Below are 21,718 nucleotides of genomic sequence, written 5' to 3' on the forward strand. Positions count from 1 at the left end.
GGCACACCGCAGGTTGGGTGATTCCTCACTCGTATGAGGACTAGTGGGCCGTGGGGCTGGCCAAGTCGGGTAAGTGTGCCGATACGCTCCGTATGCATACGTAGGTCGTACGTATGCCTTTTGCCCGCCTGCCTCCCACAGCGAGGGGACCAGCCCATGGACTCCAGCCGCCTGTTCCGCAGCTACGGCACGCTCGCCGCGACCGCGGCCCTGCTGATCACCACCGCCGTGCCGGGCACTGCGCAGGCGGACGGGCTGCCGGCCAGACCGCTGCGGGCGGCCGAGGCCGGGGCGCCCGAGGCCGGGGCGCCCGAGCTGGCCCCGCTGCCCACCGGCGTACCGCGCGCCCTGCGCCCGTACTACCAGCAGCGTCTGAGCTGGCACACCTGCTCCGGCAAGCGCTCCGGCTTCGAGTGCGCCACCCTGCGCGCCCCCCTCGACTACGCCTCGCCCGGCGCGGGCGACGTCAGGCTGGCCGTCTCCCGCAAGAAGGCGGCCAGGAGCGGCAGGCACCTGGGGTCGCTGCTGCTCAACCCCGGTGGCCCGGGCGGCTCGGCGATCGACTTCCTGCAGGCGTACGCGGCCGCCGCCTACCCGGCGCCGGTCCGGGCCCGCTACGACCTGGTCGCCATGGATCCGCGCGGCGTGGCCGGCAGCCAGCCCGTCACCTGCCTGTCCGACCCGGAGATGGACGACTTCGCGCAGGTCGACGCGACGCCGGACGACGAGGGGGAGGTCCGCGGGCTGGTCGCGGCGTACAAGAAGTTCTCCCAGGCCTGCGCCGCCCACTCCGGCAAACTGCTGCGCCACGTCTCCACCGTGGAGGCGGCCCGCGACATGGACGTCTTCCGGGCGGCCCTGGGCGACGACAAACTGCACTACGTCGGCGCCTCCTACGGCACGTTCCTCGGCGCCACCTACGCCGGGCTCTTCCCGTCCCGGGTGGGCCGCCTCGTCCTCGACGGCGCCCTGGACCCGAGCCTGTCCGCCCGGCAGGTCAACCGCGACCAGACGGCCGGCTTCCAGACGGCCCTGTCGTCCTTCGTCCAGGACTGCGCCCGGCACGAGGACTGCCCGCTCGACAGCGGCCGCGCCGATGTCGCCAGCGCCCGCCTGCGGGGCTTCTTCAAACACCTCGACCAGCACCCGCTGGCCACCGGCCGGTCGCGGCCGCTGACCGAGAGCCTGGCCACCACGGGTGTGATCTCCGCCATGTACGACGAGGCGTCCTGGCCGCTGCTGCGCCGCGCCCTGAACGACGCGGACTCCGGCGACGGCGGCCTGCTGCTGCGGCTCTCCGACGCCTACTACGAGCGCAACGAGCAGGGCCACTACACCAACCTGATGCCCGCGAACGCCGCCGTGAACTGCCTCGACCTGCCCTCCGCCTTCAGCGGCCCCGCGGACGTCCGCCGGGCCCTGCCGGCCTTCGAGAAGGCCTCCCCGGTGCTCGGCGAAAGCTTCGCCTGGTCGGCCCTGAGCTGCGCCTACTGGCCCGTGCGCCCCACCGGCGGCCCCCACCGCATCCCCGCCCGGGGAGCCGCACCCATCCTCGTCGTGGGCACCACCCGCGACCCGGCGACCCCCTACCCGTGGGCCCGCTCCCTGGCCCGCCAGCTCTCCTCCGGCCGCCTGCTGACGTACGAGGGCGACGGCCACACGGCGTACACCCGCGGAAGCTCCTGCGTGGACGGCGCGATCAACGACTACCTCCTCGGCACCGCCCCGCCCCCCGCCTCCCGCCGCTGCTCCTGAGCACTGTGTTCGGAGCACTCCCCGGGACCCTGTAGACTTAGGCGCGCTGCTGGTGCCGATCACGGCTCCACAGATTGCCGCCTTAGCTCAGTTGGCCAGAGCAACGCACTCGTAATGCGTAGGTCTCGGGTTCGAATCCCGAAGGCGGCTCCAGAGAAGCCCAGGTCACATCGCCCGTGACCTGGGCTTTTTCTTATGCCGGGACGCGGCGGGGGCGGAACGCGATGATTTTCGCGCCGTCTCGCGCAGTGTTGCCCGGATATGGCTCTTTTTTCTGTTCGTGCCCCGTTCGGGCCCCTATTCCGTAGTGCCGCGGCAGAGGCCCTCGACGCGGAACCACAGGCCCGGGGCGTAGACCGCATGGATGACGGCTTCCTCTCCTCTCGTGACCCGGAGGATTCTCAGGGCCCCGCTGGGAAGTACATCGTATTGGTACGTGATCTCGGAATTCCCCTCGACGGTGTCGTCGTAGGAGATATCCGCCCTGCGCTCGTTCGCGTATTCCTTTGGCGGCCGGTTCTCCACCAGCTTGATGAAGACGCTCATGGACCAACGGTACGGTCCTTTCGTGGGCTTCGCCCTCCGGGGCGAAGGGGGGCGCGGCGTCCGCCGGCTGGGGCCCTGCTCCTGTTCACGGCAGCCTGGCAGGGGACGGAGTCTCCTTCGCACAGGGTGAAGCCGGGCACGTCGAGGTGGCGATGCACCGATGGCCCCTCGGGCCGCTGACCTGGGGGTTTGTGCAGGGCATGCACTGCATGGGCTGTTCAGACGTCGCCCTGCTGTGGGTGGTCGGCAGCCGAAGCCCGGCTGGTCGCCAGCCAGGATCGCGCGGGTTCGGCGGGATGCGTGGTGTCCACGGTGAGGTGGAGCCGGGTACCGCCTTCGCGGCCGGCCGGGTAGCTGCGTTGTTCGGTGGAATCGAAGCAGCGTCGGAGGACTTCCGCGACGAGGCGGGCGGTCTCGGGGGACGCGGCGACGACGCGAACGTCGGCGTGCCCCGCCGGGGGCACCGGATCCGCTGGTGCGGGAGTGGGCGTGGTGTGTGCGGACGTCATGTTCACCGCCTCCGTGCGGAGAAGATCCGGCGGCGTTCGCGGTCCCGTGACTCCGCCGCGTCGTCGGCCGCTCGCTCGTCCTCCATCAGCCTGCTCGCGGTGAGGAGGCTTCCGGGGGTGGTCGCGGCGGACATCAGTCCGGCGGCCGCGGCCGGGTCGGTCTCCGGCGGGATGATCAGCAGGTCCAGGCGGTCCGTGGTGCAGGAGAACACGAGGAGCTTGTGAGGGTCCTGTTCCTTGGTGAACCACCCCACGTGCAGCGTGTGTCCGGTGACGGGAACCTTGCGCGGGATCACGGGCCAGAATGCCGGATTCACCGTGACGCGGGTGACCCGCGCCCAGGAGTGGTCCAGCCTTTCCGCGAGTGCGGGGAGCTCGCGGGAGAGGTCACGCGAGCGGGGCCACCAGGCGCCGTCCAGAAGCCCCGGCGCCGTTCCTGGCGTCAGGGACAGGCGAACGGGCGGCGGAGGGGCATGCTCCTTGGTGGTCGTACGGTCGATGGTCACGGCCATGATGCCAACCCTGCCTCCGGGCTCTCGTCGAGGCCCGGCATGGTGACTCGCCGGGGACGACACCCGCATGGAGGCCGGTGTACGAAGTGTTCCCGGTTTCCCCACCCTACTCCGGCAGGCGGTCCACAGGCCCCGCGCGACCAGGCAATCCTGCGGGAACGCGGGCCGTGCGACGGCCCTGTGGGGCGACCCCGCCACCGGCCTGCGGAGTACGGTGGGGTTACCACGAGCGCTTCGCCCGGTGCTGCCGGCATGTTCCGGACGACGAGCGAATGCGCGGAACTCTCGGAGACAGGCGAGCACACCATGGCCGATTCCGACACCCCACGCCTTCCCGGGCTTCTGCCGGAGGGGATTCACCACGCCGTGAGACCGGGGACGGCGCTCCTGCGGCTGGAGACGACACAAGAGCGCGGGGGAGTCCTGGACGGCGCGTGGTGGCCGCGCTCCCGCGACATCCATGCCGAGCTTCCCGGTCTGATCACCGCCCTGACCGAGCACCTCGGGCCCATCGTGCGCGTGGGCCTGGACGGGAGTGCCTGGGAGGAACTCCCGGCGCGGCTGACCGTCGACGACCGGGTCGTGCACATCGACTCCTTTCCTGTCGGTGACGACACGGTCCTCATCACCCGGGGCGACAACGATCACTTCGCCCTGCTGGTGGTCCCGCCCGACGCGGCACCCGACGCGGCACGGGCCGCAATGGCCAGAGCCGTACGGGCCGACAATGTCACCCAGGCCGGACAGATCCTCATCGACACCGGCAGCACTCCGCAGACCTGAACGCCCGGGCAGCGCGGCGTACGGTCAGCCGAGGAAGACAGCCGGACCTTTAGGCCGGGGGTGTCCCGGCCAGTGGTCAGCAGAACGACGGACTGCGAGGTCCCCAGCTCCAGCTCACCGCCGACCACCGGCAAGCGTGGCGGGTTGTTCCGCCGGACTCCGATCACCGAAGCCGCCCCCAGTGGGTTGATCGAGGTCGATTCGAACTGTCGGCTGTGCGAATCGACCGTGCTGCGGGGCCGGCTCGCCGCCTGGGAGGACGCCGGCCGCCCCGGCCCCGATGCGCCGTCAGCGTTCCGCGGGCAGAAGGTCACTGATCAGGTCGCGGACGCGCCGCTCGACTTCGTCGCGGATGGGCCGGACTGCTTCGACGCCCTGGCCGGCCGGGTCTTCCAGCTTCCAGTCCAGGTACCGCTTGCCGGGGAAGACGGGGCAGGCGTCGCCGCACCCCATGGTGATGACGACATCGGACGTCTGTACGGCCTCGGTGGTGAGCAGCTTCGGCGACTGGGCGGAGATGTCGATGCCAACCTCGGCCATGGCCTCCACCACGGCGGGGTTGACCGTCTCCGCAGGCGCCGAGCCGGCCGACCGCACCTCGACGCGGTCACCGCCGAGGTGGGTGAGGAAGGCGGCGCCCATTTGGGAGCGTCCGGCGTTGTGGACGCAGACGAACAGGACGGAGGGCTTGGTCTCGGACACGGGCGGAACCTTCCGAAAGGGCGGCCTCGGCCGCCGGCGGGTGGGTGAAGTAGCGGCGTGAGGCCAGGGCGACGTGGACCAGGCCGATCAGCACGGGGACTTCGACGAGTGGGCCGACGACCCCGGCGAGGGCTTGGCCGGAGGAGGCGCCGAAGGTGGCGATGGCCACGGCGATGGCCAGCTCGAAGTTGTTGCCGGCTGCGGTGAAGGCGAGCGTCGTCGTGCGCGGACCTTGGCCAGTACCGGGTACATCATCATCAGCAGACCGAGGGCGATCGGCAGCGAGACGCCGGTGATAGTGACCTTCGCCAGTGCGTCCCCCAGCCCGGGCACGAGGCGGCCCAGACCGAGGCCGACGCCCATCGCGGCGAGGATCCAAACGGCGAGGTAGCGGTCGAGGAAGGACAGCCGGGACGTCACCGGCCCTGCCGCGGCGGTGGCCTTGCGGGTCACGAGGGGGCCTCGGCAGGCTCGGGCAGGGGCTGCCCGGCAGGGCGCGTGAGGATTCCGGCGAGACGATCGGTCATCTCCGGCAGCAGCCGGTAGTACACCCACGTCCCGCGACGCTCGGAAGCGATCAGTCCTGCCTCGCGCAGGAGCTTGAGGTGGTGGGAGATCGTCGGCTGCGACAAGTCGAATGCCGGGGTCAGGTCGCAGACGCACACCTCACCGCCGGCCCGTGAGGCAATCATCGACAGCAGCCGCAGCCGTACCGGGTCGCCCAGGGCTTTGAAGACCTTCGCCAGCTCGACGGCCTGGTCCTCGGCGAGCGGTGCGGTCAGCAGGCCGGGGCAGCAGCCGTCCGGGCCGTCCTGTCCGAGCACCACGAACTCTTGATTCGACATGCCTCTATGTTGACGTTCTTCGATGCAAGGTGCAAGCTTGAATCGAAGAACGTCAATGCAACCCCTTTGGGGAGATCGCCATGTCCCGCGTTCAGCTTGCCCTCGATGTCGCCGACCTCGAAGGATCGGTGGCCTTCTACTCCAAGCTCTTCGGCGTCGAACCGGCCAAGCGCCGCCCCGGCTACGCGAACTTCGTCATCACCGAACCCCCGCTCAAGCTCGTCCTCATCGAAGGCGAGCCCGGCCGGGAAACCCGCCTGGACCACCTCGGCGTCGAGGTCGAGACCACCGACCAGGTCACCGCCGCCACCAACCGCCTCAGGGAAGCCGGCCTGGCGACCTTCGAGGAGAACGACACATCCTGCTGCTACGCCCTCCAGGACAAGGTCTGGGTCCACGGCCCCGGCAAGGAGCCCTGGGAGGTCTACGTCGTCAAGGCCGACGCCGGCACCCTTGGCAAGAGCGCTGGCCAGGCAGACGGCACCTGCTGCGGCGGCAGCCAGCCCTCCGGCGGCAGCCGAGCCGCCGGTCACGCGCGGCCGTGCCCGGGCACTCCGACGGCCCCCCCCGGGCCGGGGGTGGGGCAGGCCCTACCGGTGAATGCACAAAGCGGGGCCGGTCCGCGACGGGGGTGCGCGGACCGGCCCCGGGGGAAGGGGAAGCCGGGAGGTTACGCGGACGGCTTCTGGAACGCCTTGATCATCGCGGCGTAGCTGTTCTTCGCGTGGCCCTGGGAGATGATCTTCTCCATCAGGTTCTGCGAGTACTTCGGCAGCTCGACGTCCACGCCCAGCGCCTCGCTCTCGTGGACGAGGTGCTTGAGGGCTTCGAGGTGGGTCTCGAGGGTGGCGTCGTTGGCGGGGAACTCGCCGTCGCCCGCGTCGATCTGGTTGGCGTAGTCGGTGGTGAACATCTTGATGGCGTCGAGCCACATGTGGGCCCACGGCAGGTACGTCTTGGCGGAGACGTCGGCGGTGCCGACGACGGCCACGCCGTGCAGGAAGGCGTTGAAGGTGCCCCACATCAGGCCGAGCAGCGACACGTCGTACAGGGCCGGCATGCCGTAGTCGGCGCCGAGGTAGGTGGTGCCGCCGCCGAGGAGCTTGAGGGTGGGCTCGTGGGTGGTGAAGACCTCCTCGTCACCGGCGTAGAAGAGCACCGAGGTGTCGGCGCCGATGCCGGGCGGGGTGATCATGATGACGCCGTCGAGGTACTTGACGCCCAGCTTGCCGAAGCGGTCGGCGGCGGAGCGGGCCTGGTCCGAGGAGCCGGAGGTCAGGTTGACCAGGACCTTGCCCTCGAGGGCCTCGTCGAGGCCGTCCAGGACGTTGTCCATGACGTCGTAGGTGGAGACGCACACGACGAGCAGGTCGCTCGCGGCGACGGCCTCGGCCGGGGTGGCGGCGAGGACGGCGCCCTCCGAGACGAGCTTGTCGGCCTTGTCGGCCGAGCGGTTCCAGACGGTGGTGGGGTGACCCGCCTTGAGGAACGCGGCGGCAAGCGCCTGCCCCATCAGGCCGAGGCCGATGACGGTCACCGGGGCGCGGTTGTCGCCCATGGGAATCCTCCAGTGCACATGATTTCGCTACGGATAGGGCGCCTGGGGTGCGGATCAGGCCCGGGCGATCGCTGCGACCGGCGCTCACTACTCGTAGGTTGACGGACGTCATTCGGGTGCCACAAGTACCCACTTCAAAGTGGGTACTTACCGGCGTGTAAGCGATCGGGACATTCCCGTTCGCGGGGTGGTTGCGGCCTACAGGAACTCGGTGTCCGGCTCCAGGCCGAGCAGGACGCGCCCCTGCAGTTCGAGGTTGACGTTGGGCGCGGCCAGGGCGTGCAGGGCGAAGCCCTGGATGTCGCGGTGGAAGCGCTGCAGGTCGACGCTGCGCTGGATGACGGAGCCGCCGCTGGCGTTGTAGAGGATCTCGACGGCCTCCTTGGCCAGCTGGGCCGCGAAGCCCGTCTGGCCGCGGACGATGGCCTTCTCCTCGTCGGTGGGCTGCTCGCCGGCGTCGGCACGGGCCTGCAGGACCTCCAGCCAGCGCTGCGAGAGCGCCTCGGCGGCGTCGATCTTGTTGCGGGCGGTGGCGACCTGGATCTGGGTGAGGGGGTGCTGCTTCTGATCGGTCCAGTTGGTGTAGGTGATGCCGCGGCCGGGGAGGCGCTCGAGGAACAGCTCGTACGCGCCCTGGGCGATGCCGAGGAAGACGGCTGCGCACTCGGCCATGACCATGCTGAGCAGGCCGTAGTTGCGGCCGGTGGCGCCGGTGTTGGAGCGGTCGCCGGTCGCGCTGACCATGACCTCCTCGAAGGTGACCACGTGGTGCGCGGGGACGAAGACGTCCTTGGCGGTGGTCGTGGCGCTGCCGGTGGCGGTGCCGGCCGAGACGTACCAGTCGTCCGTGATGCTCAGGTCGCTCATCGGGACGACGACCATGACCTCGCCGTGTGAGCCGTCGGGGTGCTCGATCATCGCGGCGGTGAAGTTCCAGTGGGCGCCCTGGCAGCCGGAGTTGAACTTCCAGGAGCCGTTGAGGAGGTAGCCGCCCTCGGTGGGCACCACGGTGCCGGTGGGGGCGAAGGCGCTGGAGATGCGGACGGTGCCGTCGGCGAAGATCTCCTCCTGGGCCTTGTCCGGGTAGAGGGTGGCCGTCCACACGCTGGAGGACCACACCATGGTCACCCAGCCGGTGGACGGGCAGCCGCGGGCGATCTCGGAGATGACCCTGGCCTGCTCGGCGAGCGACAGGTCGAGGCCGCCGAAACGCTCGGGCACGGCCATGCGGAAGACGCCGGCCTTTTCGAGAAGCTCGATGTTCTCGTCAGGGATCCAGCGCCGGTCCTCGGCCTCGAGGCCATTCTTGCGGAGAATGGGGACGATGCTTTTCACCGCGTCCAATACGGATGCGAGCCTGTCGTTGGCGGCCAATTCCGGCTCCTCGTCGTTAGGTTGCCCGGGCAACCATACTGATGGCCGGTGCATATACGGACAGTTGGAGGTCATGCGCCGGTAACGCGCTGCCGATTACCGCGCGATTACCGGCCGATTCCCGCTCGATTGCCGGTCGCTTACCTCGCGGCGCGTATTGCGGCCGAAAACCCCTGTGGTGTGCGGGGATTGGGCGGAGGTGTTAATTCCGTGTGGCACCATCCGTCGCATGACGATTTCTTGGCCCGACCTCGTGACCACCGCCGCCACCGATGTCACCAGCGTGCTGGAGAAGGCCGCCGACCAGAACTGGAACCGCCGCGCCGCCGACCTGGAGTGGAGCTGTCGCGAGACCCTCTCCCACATGGCGCAGGGCGTCGTCGGCTACGCCGGCCTGCTGATCGCCCAGCCGCAGGACCGCTACATCACCCTGTTCTCCTCGATCGACCCCCAGGCCCCGGTCCCGGCGGCGCTCGAAGGCATCCGCATCGCCGGCACCCTCCTGGCGACCACCGTGCGCGACGCGAAGCCGGAGGTGCGCGCCTGGCACCCCTACGGCCACTCCGACGGCCCCGGTTTCGCCGCCATGGGCGTGGAGGAGCTCGTCGTGCACGGCCGTGACATCGCCCTGGCGCACGGCATCGACTGGACGCCGTCGGACGAGCTGTGCGCGCCCGTGGTCGAGCGCCTCTTCCGGGACGCCCCCACCGGCCACGCCCCGGCGCAGACCCTGCTGTGGTGCACCGGCCGCATCGCCCTGCCCGGGCTGCCGCGGCGTACGAACTGGCGCTGGGACGGCACCGTCCGCTGATCCACCCGTCGACGGCCGAGGGCCCGGACCGCCACCTCGGCGGTCCGGGCCCTCACCCGTGGCTCGTGCCGATCACGGCCTCGTCGCGGCCTACAGGAAGTCGGTGTCCGGGTCCATGCCGAGCAGGATGCGGCCCTGCACCTCCAGGTTGGCGGCCTGCTGCACGAGGGCGTGCAGGGCGAAGCCCTGGATGTCGCGCTGGAAGCGCTGCAGGTCGACGCTGCGCTGGATGACCGAGCCACCGCTGGCGTTGTAGAGGATCTCCACGGCCTCCTTGGCGAGCTGCGTGGCGAACGCGGTCTGCCCGCGGACGATGGCCTTCTCCTCGTCGGTGGGCTGCTCGCCGGTGTCCGCGCGCCGCTGCAGCACCTCCAGCCAGCGCTCCGACAGCGCCTCGGCGGCGTCGATCTTGTTGCGGGCGGTGGCGACCTGGATCTGGGTGAGGGGGTGCTGCTTCTGGTCGGTCCAGTTGGTGTAGGTGATGCCGCGGCCGGGGAGGCGCTCGAGGAACAGCTCGTACGCGCCCTGCGCGATGCCGAGGAAGACGGCCGTCACCTCGGCGAGGATGAAGGCCAGCAGGCCGTAGTTGCGGCCGGTGGCACCGGTGTTGGAGCGGTCGCCGGTCGCGCAGACCATGACCTCGCCGTAGTCGACGATGTGGTGGGCGGGGATGAAGACGTTCTCGGCGGTGGTGGTGGAGCTGCCGGTGCCGGCGCCGGAGGAGACGTGCCAGTCGTCGGCGATGGTCATCTTGTCCATCGGGACGATGGCCATCACCTCGCGGTGGGAGCCGTCGGCCTCCTCGAGGACGGCGGCGGTGAAGTTCCAGTGGGCGCCGCGGCAGCCGGAGTTGAAGCGGTAGGTGCCGTTGAGCAGGTAGCCGCCCTCGGTCGGGGTGAGGGTGCCGGTGGGGGCGAAGACGATGGAGACCCGGGTGTCGCCGTCCGCGAAGATCTCCTCCTGGGCCTTGTCCGGGTAGAGGGTGGCGGCCCAGGTGCTGGACACCCACACCATGGTGAGCCAGCCGGTGGAGGGGCAGCCGCGGGCGATCTCGGCTATGACCTTCGTCTGGTCGGCCAGCGGCAGGTCCAGCCCGCCGAAACGCTGCGGCACGGCCATGCGGAAGACGCCGGCCTCCTCGAGGAGGGTGATGTTCTCCTCGGGGATCCAGCGGCGTTCCTCGGCCTCCCGGCCGTTCTTGCGGAGAGTGGGGACGATGCTCTTGACCGCATCCAGGACGGATGCAAGGTCGCCGTTCACGGCCATGCGGGGGCTCCTCGTCGTTCCGGCTATCGGTACGGAACGCTACTGAGGAGCTCACTTCGGGTGATCAACCCGCGGTCATGGCCCGGTAATCCGGCTCGGGGTTGAGCACCTCGTGCTGCAGGCGCTGCAGTTCGGGCGAGGGCTCCAGGCCGAGTTCCTCGTCGAGGATGCGGTAGAGGTTCTGGTACGCCTTGAGGGCCTCGGCCCGCCGTCCGGCGCTGTGCAGGGCGGAGATGAGCTGGCCGTGGAACCACTCGTTGAGCGGGTAGGCGTGCACGAGCAGCCGCAGCTCGGGAATGGACTCGCGCTGCCGGCCCAGCCGGCCCTGGCCCTCGATGCGCAGTTCGAGGGCCCGGATGCGCAGCTCGTCGAGGTGGGCGATGGAGCCGGCGAGCAGGTCCCCGGAGGGGATGCTGGAGAGCACCGGGCCGCGCCACAGCCCGAGCGCCTGGTTGAGGTGCACGACGGCGGTCTCGGGGTCGCCGTCCTGCAGTTCGGCGTGGCCGCGGGCGACAAGTCGCTCGAAGACCTTGATGTCGACCTCGTCGTCGTCGACCTGGACGACGTACCCGGGGGCGCGCGTGATCAGGAGCGTACGGCCCGCGGGGGCGAGCTCCTCGCTCACGAACATCCGGCGTGCGTGGTAGATGTACGTCTGCAGCGTGGTCAGGGCGCTTCGGGGCGGCTTCTGGCCCCACAGTTCCTGGATGAGCGCGTCGGCGGTGACGATCTCGCCCGGCCGGGTCAGCAGGAGCGCCAGGGCCTGGCAGACCTTCGGGGTGCTCGGTACGTACGTCCTGCCGTCGTCGGCGACTATTTCGAACGGCCCGATGAGGTTGAACCTCACTGTGCACACTCCTGTTCCCGGCGCTGCCGATGACCCCCTGCGCCGATCACCTGAAAGGGTGATTCCGACACTAGGCACACCGGGTGAGGATTCCTACCGAGAGAACCCAAGAGTGTCAGGTTACCGGACGGTAAGTATTTTTGTTGGGAAAAGCCCTCGATCCGGCCTCGATCGGGCCTCGAGCGGCCCCCGGCAGGCGCATCGCGCCGCCCTGGATCCGGCCTCGAGCACCTGAGCACAGGCTGGAGGGGTGCTCACAGAGACGATCTCCCCCGACCTGTTCCGCGCTGCTCTCTCCCGCTGGGCCAGCGGCGTCACCGTGGTGACCACCAGCGACGCCCAGGGGCGCGGCCACGGTTTCACGGCCAGCGCCTTCTCCTCCGTGTCGCTCGACCCCGCGCTCGTTCTGGTGTGCCTGGACAACCGGGCCAACTGCTTCGAGGCGTTCCAGCAGTCGGAGGGGTTCGTGGTGCACCTGCTGGCCCAGGGGCAGCAGGACCTCGCCGGGCGCTTCGCCAGCAAGGGCGCGGACAAGTTCGCCGGTACGGACGTGCAGCTCTCCTCCCGCGGGCTGCCGCTGCTGCCGGGGGCGCTGGCCCGCCTCGAGTGCCGCACGGAGCGTCGTATTCCGGGTGGTGACCACCTGATCCTCATCGGAGAGGTGCACCACGCGCAGGACGGCGAGGGCGAGCCGCTGGTGTACTACCAGCGCGGCTTCCACGAGCTGAACCCGGTGGGCTGAGAAACCTTCAGGCGACGTGGCCGGCGGGGCCCGCCGGCCCGGCTTCCTGCTGCGGGCGGGTCGCCGGGAAGGCGGCCGTGCCCGCCAGGACGACGGCCAGGTGGGCCACCGAGGCGAGGGTGACGTGCCGGTGCCAGCCCTGGTAGGAGCGGCCCACGAAGTCGCGCATGCCCACCGCGTCGGCGATCCGCGCGGCGTCGCGGTCGGCGGTGTCCGTCAGCCGGGTCAGCCGCAGCAGGGTGCCGAGCGGCAGGTCGGCGGAGTCCGTCAGCCACAGGCGCGGTCGTCGCCGGTCGTCGCCGGACCACTCGGCCACCAGCCGCAGCGGCCTGCGGGCCGCGCTGTCGAAGCGGCCCGCGGCCGGCTCCCGCGCCGGCGCGGGCAGGTGCACCGGCAGGGTCGTGGCCAGGGTCTCGCCCCGTTCGTCGCGGGTGCGCGTCCACTCCGCCGGCCGTCGCAGACGTCCTGCCGCCTCGGCCAGTTGTCCGGCGGTCGTGGTGCGGTCGCTGTAGGGCTGCAGGACGGCCCCGTCGGGCCGCAGCCGGGTGCCGGGGTCGAGGCGGAAGAGCAGGGGGCCGGCGACCCCTTCGAGGTGCCGGGCGCACTCGGTGACGTCCAGCCCGGGCACGCTCACCACCACCGGCAGGCGTTGCGGCCCGGCCCCGGAGGCCGGCATCAGCTGCCGTACGCACGCCTCGGCGGTGGCGGTGTTCACCGATTCGGGGATGTTCGCGCGCTGCCTGCGCCCGGCGTCGGCCAGCCAGCTCTCGGTCAGCTGTAATCGCCAGTCGGTGGGTACGGCGTGGCTGCCGACGAGCCAGGCACCGTAGGCCTGCTGGCTGTTGACCGTCTGCCCGGTGGCGGGTACGAACCGGGGCTCGACGCCCACCGAGTGCACGCCCGCCTTCGGGATCACGGTGGGCCGCACCACCCAGGCCCGCGGCTGCAGGAGCGCCTCGACGTGGGCGGCCAGCGACTGCCGTACCGGGCGCCAGTCCCACGAGGAATCGCTGATGAAGTGGTGCACGCTCTGCCGGGCCGTCGTGCCGCCGATCTGTTCGGCGATGTTGCGCAGGGTCTTGCGGCCATCGGCGGTCAGCAGCCCGCGGACGTACTGCTGGGCGCGCAGCCGTTGGTCGCTGCGGGGCAGCGAGTCGAAGAGGACCGCGCCGATGTCGTCGATCACCTGATCAGTTGTCATCGCATCCCCCCACCGTCATGCCGGACCTGCGTCCTGCGCGAGCATGTCGATCCGCCGAGCGCTGTTCGCAGCGTTCGAGCCCGTGGCCGGGCGGGCGGAAATGCACCCGAAGCGGGTGCGAAGGCACCGCGGGTGACTACTGTTAATAAACCATACGATCGGTTTCAGCGGGTGAAAGTCTGGCCAATGATTAGTGGCGTGTCAGGAGCGCGCCTGTTGCCGCAGCCGGTCCGGGCGATCGGGTGCGATGTCCAGCCGGGCCAGCACCGCCGGGACGGCGATGTTGGGCAGCAGCAACTGGTAGAGCAGGGAGATCTCGTGCACGAGGTTCTCGCGCTGCGGCACGGCCTCCGCCATCAGCTGCACGCCCGTCCACGACGCCACCAGCAGCCGGGCCGTCTCGTGCGGGTCCACGTGCGCCAGGACCTCGCCGCGCTCCTTGGCCTCCGCCAGCAGCCCCTCCGCCACGCTGATCCAGTCCGGCCAGCGCGTACCGAACAGCGCCCGGGCCCGCTGGTCCACCGACAGCCGCAGCGCGGCCCTGAGCATGGGCTCCTTCGGCAGCCGGTCCGCCAGCAACAGGGAGGCGTCCGCCAGTTCCTGCAGCTTGAACTGCTGCGGAACGACCCCCTCCGTCGTCACCGCCAGGTCGAGCACGCCCCGCGCCAGGTCCTCCTTGGAACTGAAATGGAAGTACAGCGCCCCCCTGGTCACATCGGCGAGGGCCAGGATCTGGGAAATCGTCGCCGCCTCGTAGCCGCACTCGTCGAAGACGGTTCCGGCGGCCTCGAGAATGGCGAGCCGGGTGCGCCTGGCGCGCTCCTGCTGAGCCATGGAATCCCCCTCCTCATGTCCTGCCCGGTGGTACCCGGAATTCCGAAATCGTACGGTCCGCGGGGCAGGAGAATTTCCGGTGCGGCGGCGGGGAGGCGTCCGCTTTCCGCGAGTCGCCCCACCCGCCGCCGAACCGGCGGCCGCAGGCCGGCCGTCACTGGTTGACGAAACCGCCGTCCACCGGCATCACGACGCCCGTCAGGAACGGCGAACGGTCGCTGAGCAGCCAGGCCGCCGCCTCCGCTATCTCCTCCGGAGCCGCGGTCCGCCCCTGCGGCGTCAGTGCGTTGACCATGTCCTCCAGACCCGGGTTGCGCCCGAACCAGTCGGCCGTGATCTCACTGCGGGTGGTGCCGGGGGCCACGGCGTTGACCCGGATGCCCTGCTGGGCGTACTCGTCCGCCGCGGCCCGCGTCAGGCCCACCACGGCGTGCTTGGCGGCGACGTACGGCGCGGCGGCGGGGATGGCCACCAGGCCGCCGACACTGCTGTTGTTGACGATGCTGCCGCCACCGGACGCCAGCATCGCGGCGATCTCGTGGCGCAGGCAGTTCCACACGCCGCGGACGTTGGTGTCCATGATGCCGTCGTAGACGTCGTCGTCCATGAGGTGTAACGGCGTGCGGTCGCCGCCTATGCCGGCGTTGTTGAACGCGGCGTCGAGGCGGCCGTGGCGTTCGACGGTGAACTCCACGGCACGGCGGGCGTCGCCGGTGCGTATGACGTCCGCGACGACGTACGAGGCGTCGGCTCCGGTGCCGCGGAGCTCCTCCGCGAGGGCGGCGAGCCGCTCCTCGCGGCGGGCCGCGAGGACGACGACGGCGCCCTCGCGGGCGAAGACGCGGGCGGCGGCGGCGCCGATGCCGCTGCTGGCGCCGGTGACGAGGGTGACTTTGCCGGTGAGCAGTTTCTCGTTCATGATCGCGAGTGTGCCAGCGGGGGCAAGCGCCCCCGGCTGGCGGGACGTCAGGGGCGTCAGGGGCGCGGGAAGTGGCCGGCCTCCACGAAGAAGCCGACGTACTTCTCGAACAGGTCGCGGGTCAGGGGCGGGCAGGTGATGGGCGTGCCCGACAGGGCCGTCTCCGTCTCCGTCGTGTCGATCGGCGGATAGAACGCGTCCGTGTCCGAGGTCATCATCTCGAACGCGTGCAGCAGCGGGTACAGCGCGTTCTCGCGGTCCCCACGCACCGACTCGCTCCACTCGCCCCACTCCCGCTCGCCCAGCGCGTACCCCATGCCGCGCAGATACTCCACGCACGTGGCGAGCGACAGCGAGCTCTGGTTGAACAGGTGGAACGTGCCGCCCGTGTGCTCCGCCCCCCGCGAGATCCCGAGGATCGCCGCGCTGACGTAGTCCACCGGCAGCAGGTGGAAGCGGCCGCCGCTGGTCGCCGGCACCGCGCCCGCCTGCAGCAGGCCCTTGAGGCTGAGCCAGACGAAGTCGGCCGTCTGGCAGGCGCCGTGCTCCTGGTCGCCGGAGATGACGTCGACCCGGTAGACCGACACCGGCAGCCCGCGCTCGCGCGCGATGCCGATGATCTGCTCGGCCACCCACTTGCTCTGCAGGTAGCCGCTCGGCAGCGCCTCGGCCGGCCCGGTCGGGTCGGTGACCTTCAGCGGCACGCCCTCCTCCACCGCACCGTCGAAGACGCCGACGGTGGAGACGTAGTGCACCGGCACCGTCCGGTGCCGCGCCGCCAGGCGCAGCACCTCCTGCGTACCGAGGACGTTGGGCGCCCTGAGCGTGGTGTACGGGTGGAGCCAGTGCACGTGGGCGCCGTTGTGGTAGACCACGTCGACCGTGCGCGCCAGCTCGTCGTACGCCTCCGGGGCCAGCCCGAGGCCCGGCTCCGCCAGGTCGCCGAGGACGAGCACGAGCCGCTCGGCGTCGATGTCGTCCCAGACCCGGTAGTACTCCAGGCTCTCCCGCAGCCGCGTCAGCGCCGCGTCGCGGTCGGCACCGCGGACGAGGCAGTGGACGCGGGCGGTCGTCGTACGCATCAGGTCCCGCAGCAGGAACGCGCCGAGGAAGCCGGTCGCGCCGGTGAGGAGCACGTCGCGCGGATCGTCCGCCGAGCGCACCACCTCGTCCGCCGGGCGGATGTCGTCCGGGAGCACGATCTCCGCGGCGAAGTCGACGGCTGCCTGCCCGGCCGACCCGCCCGCGCCCGCCGTCAGCGCCTCCGTGAGGAGGAACGCGGCCAGCCGCTCGGGCGTGGGGTGGTCGAAGACCACCGTCGGGGGCAGCTTGACGCCGGCCGCGGCACCGAGCCGGTTGCGCAGCTCGACCGAGGTGAGGGAGTCGAAGCCGAGCGAGGGGAAGGACTGCCCGGCGTCGACGCCACCCGTCCCCGCGTGCCCCAGCACCTCGCCGACCTCGCCGACGACCATGGCCAGCACCGTCTGCTGCTGCTCGTCCGGGGCCAGCCCGGCCAGCCGGTCGGCCAGCGAACCGTCCACGACGTCCGAGTTGCGCGCGGTACGCCGCACGGGGGTGCGGACCAGGGCGCTCAGGACGACCGGCGCCTGCGCGGGCTGGGTGCGCAGCGGGGCGAGGTCCAGCGGCGTGGCGACGAGGGCCGGCTCACCGAGGCCCAGCGCGGCGTCCAGCAGCGCGGTGCCCTGTGCGGCCGTGACCGGACGGAAGCCGCTGCGCGCGATGCGCTTGAGGTCGACCTCGTCCAGGTGGCCGCTCATGCCGCTGTCCTGCTCCCACAGGCCCCACGCCAGCGACGTGGCCGGCAGGCCGTGCGCCGCCCGGTGCTGGGCGAGGGCGTCCAGGAAGACGTTCGCCGCGGCGTAGTTGGCCTGGCCGGGGCCGCCGACGACACCGGCGATGGAGGAGAACAGCACGAACGCGGCGAGGTCGAGGTCCTTCGTCAGTTCGTGCAGGTGCCAGGCCGCGTCCGCCTTCGGCCGCAGGACGGCGGCCAGGCGCTCGGGGGTGAGCGAGGTGATCAGACCGTCGTCCAGGACACCGGCGGTGTGCACGACGGCCGTCAGGGGGTGTTCGGCGGGGATCTGCGCCAGCAGCTGCGCGACGGCGTTGCGGTCGCTCGCGTCGCAGGCCGCGACGGTGACGGTCGCGCCGAGGGCGCGCAGCTCGGCGGCGACCTTCTGCGCCCCCGGGGCGGCCGGGCCGCGGCGGCTGGTCAGGAGGAGGTGACGGACGCCGTGCGTCTGCACGAGGTGTCGTGCGAAGAGGGCGCCCAGGTTGCCGGTGCCGCCGGTGACGAGGACCGTTCCGGTTGCGCGGAGCGGTGCGTTGCCCGGTGCGGGCCGGTGGGTGGGCTGTGCCCACCCGTCCCTCCCCCGGCTACCGCTGGGGGGACCTCCAGCGGGACGATTGCCCACAGCCGGGCGGGCAAGGCGGGGGACCAGGAGCTTGCCGTTGCGGATCGCCGCCTGGGGCTCGCCTGAGAGGGCGGCTGCGGCTGCCTCGGCCTCGTTCGCCCCGTCCACCAGGACGATCCTGCCCGCGTGTTCGGACTGGGCCGAGCGGAGGAGGCCCCAGACCGTTGCGGCCGCGAGGTCCGTGACGTCCTCGCCCGCCGTCGACACCGCTCCCTGGGTCATCACGACCAGCGGTACGTCGGACAGGCGGTCCTCCGCGAGCCATTCCTGGACCAGGCCCAGCGTGCGCAGGGCCGTGGCGTGGACGTGGGCCGGGACGTCGGTCGTGGGTTCGGCCGGCAGGGGGAGCAGGACGGCGTCGTGGCGGTGGGCAGCAGCGGCGGCCGCCGCGAGGTCCGGGCGGTCGGGGTCGAGCACCGTCCACCGGGCGTCGCCGGTGGCCGGCACGGCGACCGGCGTCCACTCCATCCGGAACAGCGCGTCGTGCGGCCGGACGAGGGCGTCGGCGACGTCGGCGGCCGCGTACGTCCCCGTGCGGACGCGTTCCACCGCGGCGACGGGCTGTCCGCCGAGGTCGGCGAGGTGCAGGGAGAAGCCGCCGTCGGGGGCCGGGGCGAGGCGGGCGCGCAGGGCGGTGGCGCCGGTGGCGTACAGCCGGACGCCTTCCCAGCGGTCGGCGGGGCCGGCGGCCAGCGGGTGCAGGGCGGCGTCCAGCAGGGCGGGGTGCAGGCCGAAGCCGGCCGGGTCGGTGCCGGCGTCGGGGCGGATCTCGGCGTAGAGCTCGTCGCCGCGGCGCCAGGCGGCGGCGAGGCCGTGGAAGGCGGGGCCGTGGGCGAGGCCGGCCGCGGCCAGCGCCGTGTACGCCTCCTCGGGGGCGTACGGCGTCGCGTCCTGCGGGGGCCAGGCGGTCAGGTCGAAGGAGCCGTCCGCGGGACCACCGTCGGCCAGCAGGCCGTGTGCGTGCAGGGTCCAGGGCGCGTCGGGGCCCTCGGGCCGGGCGTGGACGGTCACCTCGCGGCGGCCGCCGGTGCCGGGCGCGGCGACGCGGACCTGGAGCTGGACGGCGCCCTTGTCCGGCACCGCGAGCGGGGCGTCGACGGCGAACTCGGCGAGGACGTCCGCGCCCACCTCGTCGCCCGCGCGCAGCGCGAGCTCGACGAGGGCGGCCGCGGGGACGACGGCGGTGCCGTGGACGCGGTGGTCGGCGAGCCAGCAATGGGTGCGCAGGGAGATGCGGCCGGCGAAGAGGGCCTCGTCGGCGCCGGCGACGGGCAGGGCGGCGCCGAGCAGCGGGTGGGCGGCGGGGGTGAGGCCCAGGCCGGTGGCGTCGGTCGTGGCGGCGGCGGACTCGACCCAGTAGCGGCGGTGCTGGAAGGCGTACGTGGGCAGGTCGACGCGCCGGGCGCCGGTGCCGGCGAAGAAGGCCCGCCAGTCGACGGGCACGCCGTGGGCGTGGAGCCGGCCCAGGCCCTCCATGAGAGCCGCGGGTTCGGCGGGGCCGCGGCGCAGCAGGGCGACGGCCGTGCCGGTGTCGGTGGTCTCCTGGGCGAGGGCGGTCAGGACGCCGCCGGGTCCGGCCTCGGCGTAGGCGGTGACGCCCTGGGCAGCGAGGGCGCGCACGGCGTCGGCGAAGCGGACGGGTTCGCGCACGTGGCGGACCCAGTAGTCGGCGCTGGCGAGTTCGGCGGGGTCGGCGAGGGCGCCGGTGAGTCCGGAGACGATCGGGATCTCGGGCTGGTGGTAGGTGAGGCTCTCGGCGACCTTGCGGAAGAGGGGCAGCATGGGCTGCATGTGCGGGGAGTGGAAGGCGTGGCTGACAGTGAGCCGCGTGGTCTTGCGGCCGCGCTCGCGCAGCTGCTCGGCGATCTCCTCGGCGACGTCCGCGTCGCCCGCGACGACCACGGATGCGGGGCCGTTGACGGCGGCGACGGCCACCTGCTCCTCGTACCCGACCAGCAGCGGCAGCACCTCCTCCTCCGCGGCCTGGACGGCGATCATCGCGCCGCCGGGCGGCAGTTCCTGCATCAGCCGGCCGCGGGCGGCGACCAGCTTCGCGGCGTCCTCCAGCGAGAACACGCCGGCGACGTGGGCCGCCGCGATCTCGCCGATGGAGTGCCCGGCGAGGTAGTCGGGCCGTACGCCCCAGGACTGCAGGAGCCGGAAGAGGGCGACCTCGACGGCGAACAGCGCGGGCTGGGTCCAGGCGGTGTCGTCCAGGCCCTCGCCGCTCTCGATCACCTCGCGCAACGGCCGTCCCAGCAGCGGGTCGAGGGCGGCGGCGACGGCGTCGAAGGCCTCGGCGAAGACCGGGTACGCCGCGTACAGCTCGCTGCCCATGCCCGCGCGCTGGGCGCCCTGCCCGGTGAAGAGCACGGCGGTCCTGCCGGCCGCCCGGGTGCCGCGCACGACGGCGGCGTGCTGCTCGCCGGCGGCCAGCGCGGCGAGGCCGGCCAGCAGGTCGTCGCGGGTGGCTCCGGTGACGACGGCCCGGTGCTCCAGTGCGCAGCGCCCGGTGGCCAGGGAGTACGCCACGTCCAGCGGCGAGGCCTCGCCCGCGCTCTCCAGCAGCCGCTGCGCCTGGGCGGGCAGCGCCTCGGCGCTGCGGGCGGACAGCAGCCACGGCAGGACGGGCCGGGTGACCGTCGCCGGCTCCTCGACGCTCTCCTGCGCAGGCGGCTGTTCGAGGATGACGTGGGCGTTGGTGCCGCTGACGCCGAAGGCGGAGACGGCCGCCCGGCGCGGGCGCCCGCTCTCGGGCCACGGGCGGGCCTCGGTGAGCAGTTCGACGGAGCCGGCGCTCCAGTCGACCATCTGGCTGGGCTCGTCGACGTGGAGGGTGCGCGGCAGGACGCCGTGGTCCATGGCCTGGATCATCTTGATGACGCCGCCGACGCCGGCGGCGGCCACGGTGTGGCCGATGTTGGACTTCAGCGACCCCAGGTACAGCGGCCGCCCGCCGTCCCGCCCCTGGCCGTAGGTGGCCAGCAGCGCCTGGGCCTCGATGGGGTCGCCGAGGGTGGTGCCGGTGCCGTGGGCCTCGACGGCGTCGACGTCGGCGGGGGTCAGGCGGGCGTCGGCGAGGGCGGCGCGGATGACGCGTTCCTGGGAGGGGCCGTTGGGTGCGGTCAGGCCGTTGGAGGCGCCGTCCTGGTTGACGGCCGAGCCGCGCACGACGGCGAGGACGCGGTGCCCGTTGCGGCGCGCGTCGGAGAGCTTCTCGACGAGCAGCAGGCCGGCGCCCTCCGACCAGGAGGTGCCGTCCGCGGCGGCCGCGAAGGACTTGATGCGGCCGTCGGGGGCGAGCCCGCTCTGCCGGGAGAAGTCCACGAAGCCGCCCGGGGTGGCCGTGATGGTCGCGCCGCCGGCCAGGGCCAGCACCGACTCGCCCTGCCGTACCGACTGCACGGCCAGGTGCAGGGCGACCAGCGACGACGAGCAGGCGGTGTCCACCGACAGCGCCGGGCCCTCGAAGCCGAAGGTGTAGGCGATGCGGCCGGAGGCCACCGAGCTGAGCTTGCTGGTGAGCAGGTAGCCCTCGAACTCCTCCGGGCCGTCCAGGCCCAGGTAGCTCTGCTCGATCACGCCCGCGAAGACGCCCACCCGCTGCCCGCGCAGGCCGGCCGGGTCGATGCCGGCCTGCTCGAAGGCCTCCCACGCCGTCTCCAGCAGCACCCGCTGCTGCGGGTCCATCGCCTGGGCCTCACGCGGGGAGATGCCGAAGAACGCCGCGTCGAAGTCCCCGGCCCCGTCGAGGAAGCCGCCCTCGCGGGTGTAGGAGGTGCCGGGCGTGGCCGGGTCCGGGTCGTAGAGCTTCTCCAGGTCCCAGCCGCGGTCGGCGGGGAACGGCGAGATGCCGTCCACGCCGCCCTCGACCATGCGCCACAGGTCCGCGGGCGAGGCCACGCCGCCGGGGAAGCGGCAGGCCATGCCGACGATCGCGACGGGCTCCTCGGTGCCCGCCTCCAGCTCGGCGAGCCGGGCCCGGGCCTTCTTCAGGTCGGCCGTCACCCACTTGAGGTACTCGACCAGCTTCTCTTCATTGGGACTGGACATCAGGGATCGTCTCTCCTGGGCGATGG

At 72.0% G+C, this 21,718-nt stretch carries 17 protein-coding genes, 1 tRNA gene and 3 pseudogenes; 6 read left to right on the plus strand and 15 right to left on the minus strand.

Features of this window, described 5'->3' with window-relative positions:
* Positions 1-156 precede the first annotated feature (156 nt).
* Together AB0K17_RS04165 and AB0K17_RS04170 are read left to right on the plus strand one after the other, a co-directional pair.
* Positions 157-1,755 (plus strand): alpha/beta hydrolase, encoded by a 1,599-nt coding sequence (locus AB0K17_RS04165; protein WP_365968944.1) that lies wholly within the window; start codon positions 157-159, stop codon positions 1,753-1,755.
* Positions 1,756-1,831: 76 nt separating this feature from the next.
* Positions 1,832-1,908, plus strand: a tRNA-Thr gene (locus tag AB0K17_RS04170).
* 144 nt (positions 1,909-2,052) lie between these two features.
* Here AB0K17_RS04170 and AB0K17_RS04175 read toward each other — a convergent pair.
* The 3 genes from AB0K17_RS04175 to AB0K17_RS04185 all read right to left on the minus strand — a co-directional run bounded on the left by AB0K17_RS04175 (position 2,053) and on the right by AB0K17_RS04185 (position 3,322).
* Positions 2,053-2,301: a hypothetical protein gene (locus AB0K17_RS04175; RefSeq protein ID WP_365968945.1), complete on the minus strand. Its 249-nt coding sequence runs from the start codon at positions 2,299-2,301 to the stop codon at positions 2,053-2,055.
* A 218-nt stretch (positions 2,302-2,519) separates the two neighbouring features.
* Positions 2,520-2,810 carry a hypothetical protein gene (locus AB0K17_RS04180; RefSeq protein WP_365968946.1) on the minus strand — a complete coding sequence of 97 codons (291 nt, stop codon included), beginning with the start codon at positions 2,808-2,810 and terminating at the stop codon, positions 2,520-2,522.
* A 2-nt stretch (positions 2,811-2,812) separates the two neighbouring features.
* Positions 2,813-3,322 (minus strand): DUF5994 family protein, encoded by a 510-nt coding sequence (locus AB0K17_RS04185; RefSeq protein WP_365968947.1) that lies wholly within the window; start codon positions 3,320-3,322, stop codon positions 2,813-2,815.
* A 306-nt stretch (positions 3,323-3,628) separates the two neighbouring features.
* On the opposite strand from AB0K17_RS04185, the gene AB0K17_RS04190 reads away from it, so the two are divergent.
* Positions 3,629-4,105: a DUF5994 family protein gene (locus tag AB0K17_RS04190; RefSeq protein WP_365968948.1), complete on the plus strand. Its 477-nt coding sequence runs from the start codon at positions 3,629-3,631 to the stop codon at positions 4,103-4,105.
* Positions 4,106-4,140: 35 nt separating this feature from the next.
* Here the strand turns inward: AB0K17_RS04190 and AB0K17_RS04195 are convergent.
* From AB0K17_RS04195 to AB0K17_RS04210, 4 genes and pseudogenes are all read right to left on the minus strand, one after another.
* Positions 4,141-4,239, minus strand: a pseudogene (locus tag AB0K17_RS04195) (YjbQ family protein); the annotation flags it as partial.
* Positions 4,240-4,393: 154 nt separating this feature from the next.
* On the minus strand, positions 4,394-4,807 hold the full coding sequence (locus AB0K17_RS04200) for an arsenate reductase ArsC (protein WP_365968949.1): 414 nt from the start codon (positions 4,805-4,807) through the stop codon (positions 4,394-4,396).
* 46 nt (positions 4,808-4,853) lie between these two features.
* Positions 4,854-5,260, minus strand: a pseudogene (locus AB0K17_RS04205) (hypothetical protein); the annotation flags it as partial.
* Entirely contained in the window at positions 5,257-5,652 is a 396-nt protein-coding gene (locus AB0K17_RS04210) for a metalloregulator ArsR/SmtB family transcription factor (RefSeq protein ID WP_365968950.1), read from the minus strand. The gene AB0K17_RS04210 and the pseudogene AB0K17_RS04205, both read right to left, overlap by 4 nt.
* A gap of 80 nt (positions 5,653-5,732) precedes the next feature.
* Between AB0K17_RS04210 and AB0K17_RS04215 the strand changes: the two are divergent.
* A pseudogene (locus tag AB0K17_RS04215) lies at positions 5,733-6,143 on the plus strand (ArsI/CadI family heavy metal resistance metalloenzyme); the annotation flags it as partial.
* A 179-nt stretch (positions 6,144-6,322) separates the two neighbouring features.
* On the opposite strand, the gene AB0K17_RS04220 reads toward AB0K17_RS04215, so the two are convergent.
* Both AB0K17_RS04220 and AB0K17_RS04225 read right to left on the minus strand, forming a co-directional pair.
* The gene (locus AB0K17_RS04220; protein WP_365968951.1) at positions 6,323-7,210 is read right to left on the minus strand and encodes an NAD(P)-binding domain-containing protein; all 888 of its coding nucleotides are present in this window, start codon (positions 7,208-7,210) and stop codon (positions 6,323-6,325) included.
* 198 nt (positions 7,211-7,408) lie between these two features.
* Positions 7,409-8,584, minus strand: coding sequence for an acyl-CoA dehydrogenase family protein (locus AB0K17_RS04225; protein WP_365982030.1), 1,176 nt, complete (start codon positions 8,582-8,584; stop codon positions 7,409-7,411).
* Positions 8,585-8,813: 229 nt separating this feature from the next.
* On the opposite strand from AB0K17_RS04225, the gene AB0K17_RS04230 reads away from it, so the two are divergent.
* Entirely contained in the window at positions 8,814-9,395 is a 582-nt protein-coding gene (locus AB0K17_RS04230) for a maleylpyruvate isomerase N-terminal domain-containing protein (RefSeq protein ID WP_365969447.1), read from the plus strand.
* 90 nt (positions 9,396-9,485) lie between these two features.
* Here the strand turns inward: AB0K17_RS04230 and AB0K17_RS04235 are convergent, their stop codons facing one another.
* Positions 9,486-10,661, minus strand: coding sequence for an acyl-CoA dehydrogenase family protein (locus AB0K17_RS04235; protein ID WP_365982031.1), 1,176 nt, complete (start codon positions 10,659-10,661; stop codon positions 9,486-9,488).
* A 64-nt stretch (positions 10,662-10,725) separates the two neighbouring features.
* Positions 10,726-11,508 carry an AfsR/SARP family transcriptional regulator gene (locus tag AB0K17_RS04240; RefSeq protein ID WP_365969445.1) on the minus strand — a complete coding sequence of 261 codons (783 nt, stop codon included), beginning with the start codon at positions 11,506-11,508 and terminating at the stop codon, positions 10,726-10,728.
* A gap of 250 nt (positions 11,509-11,758) precedes the next feature.
* On the opposite strand from AB0K17_RS04240, the gene AB0K17_RS04245 reads away from it, so the two are divergent.
* Complete coding sequence (locus tag AB0K17_RS04245) at positions 11,759-12,250, plus strand: flavin reductase family protein (RefSeq protein ID WP_365969444.1); 492 nt, start codon at positions 11,759-11,761, stop codon at positions 12,248-12,250.
* A gap of 7 nt (positions 12,251-12,257) precedes the next feature.
* Here AB0K17_RS04245 and AB0K17_RS04250 read toward each other — a convergent pair whose 3' ends face one another.
* The 4 genes from AB0K17_RS04250 to AB0K17_RS04265 all read right to left on the minus strand — a co-directional run bounded on the left by AB0K17_RS04250 (position 12,258) and on the right by AB0K17_RS04265 (position 21,692).
* Positions 12,258-13,451 (minus strand): transposase, encoded by a 1,194-nt coding sequence (locus AB0K17_RS04250; RefSeq protein ID WP_365982032.1) that lies wholly within the window; start codon positions 13,449-13,451, stop codon positions 12,258-12,260.
* Between the two features lie 201 nt (positions 13,452-13,652).
* Positions 13,653-14,285 carry a ScbR family autoregulator-binding transcription factor gene (locus AB0K17_RS04255; protein ID WP_365982033.1) on the minus strand — a complete coding sequence of 211 codons (633 nt, stop codon included), beginning with the start codon at positions 14,283-14,285 and terminating at the stop codon, positions 13,653-13,655.
* Positions 14,286-14,439: 154 nt separating this feature from the next.
* Positions 14,440-15,204 carry a glucose 1-dehydrogenase gene (locus AB0K17_RS04260; RefSeq protein ID WP_365982034.1) on the minus strand — a complete coding sequence of 255 codons (765 nt, stop codon included), beginning with the start codon at positions 15,202-15,204 and terminating at the stop codon, positions 14,440-14,442.
* A 56-nt stretch (positions 15,205-15,260) separates the two neighbouring features.
* Complete coding sequence (locus AB0K17_RS04265) at positions 15,261-21,692, minus strand: thioester reductase domain-containing protein (RefSeq protein ID WP_365982035.1); 6,432 nt, start codon at positions 21,690-21,692, stop codon at positions 15,261-15,263.
* Positions 21,693-21,718 lie beyond the last annotated feature (26 nt).

It is taken from the genome of Streptomyces sp. NPDC049585, from assembly GCF_040675615.1.
GTDB classification, from domain to species: Bacteria; Actinomycetota; Actinomycetes; order Streptomycetales; family Streptomycetaceae; genus Streptomyces; species Streptomyces luteosporeus.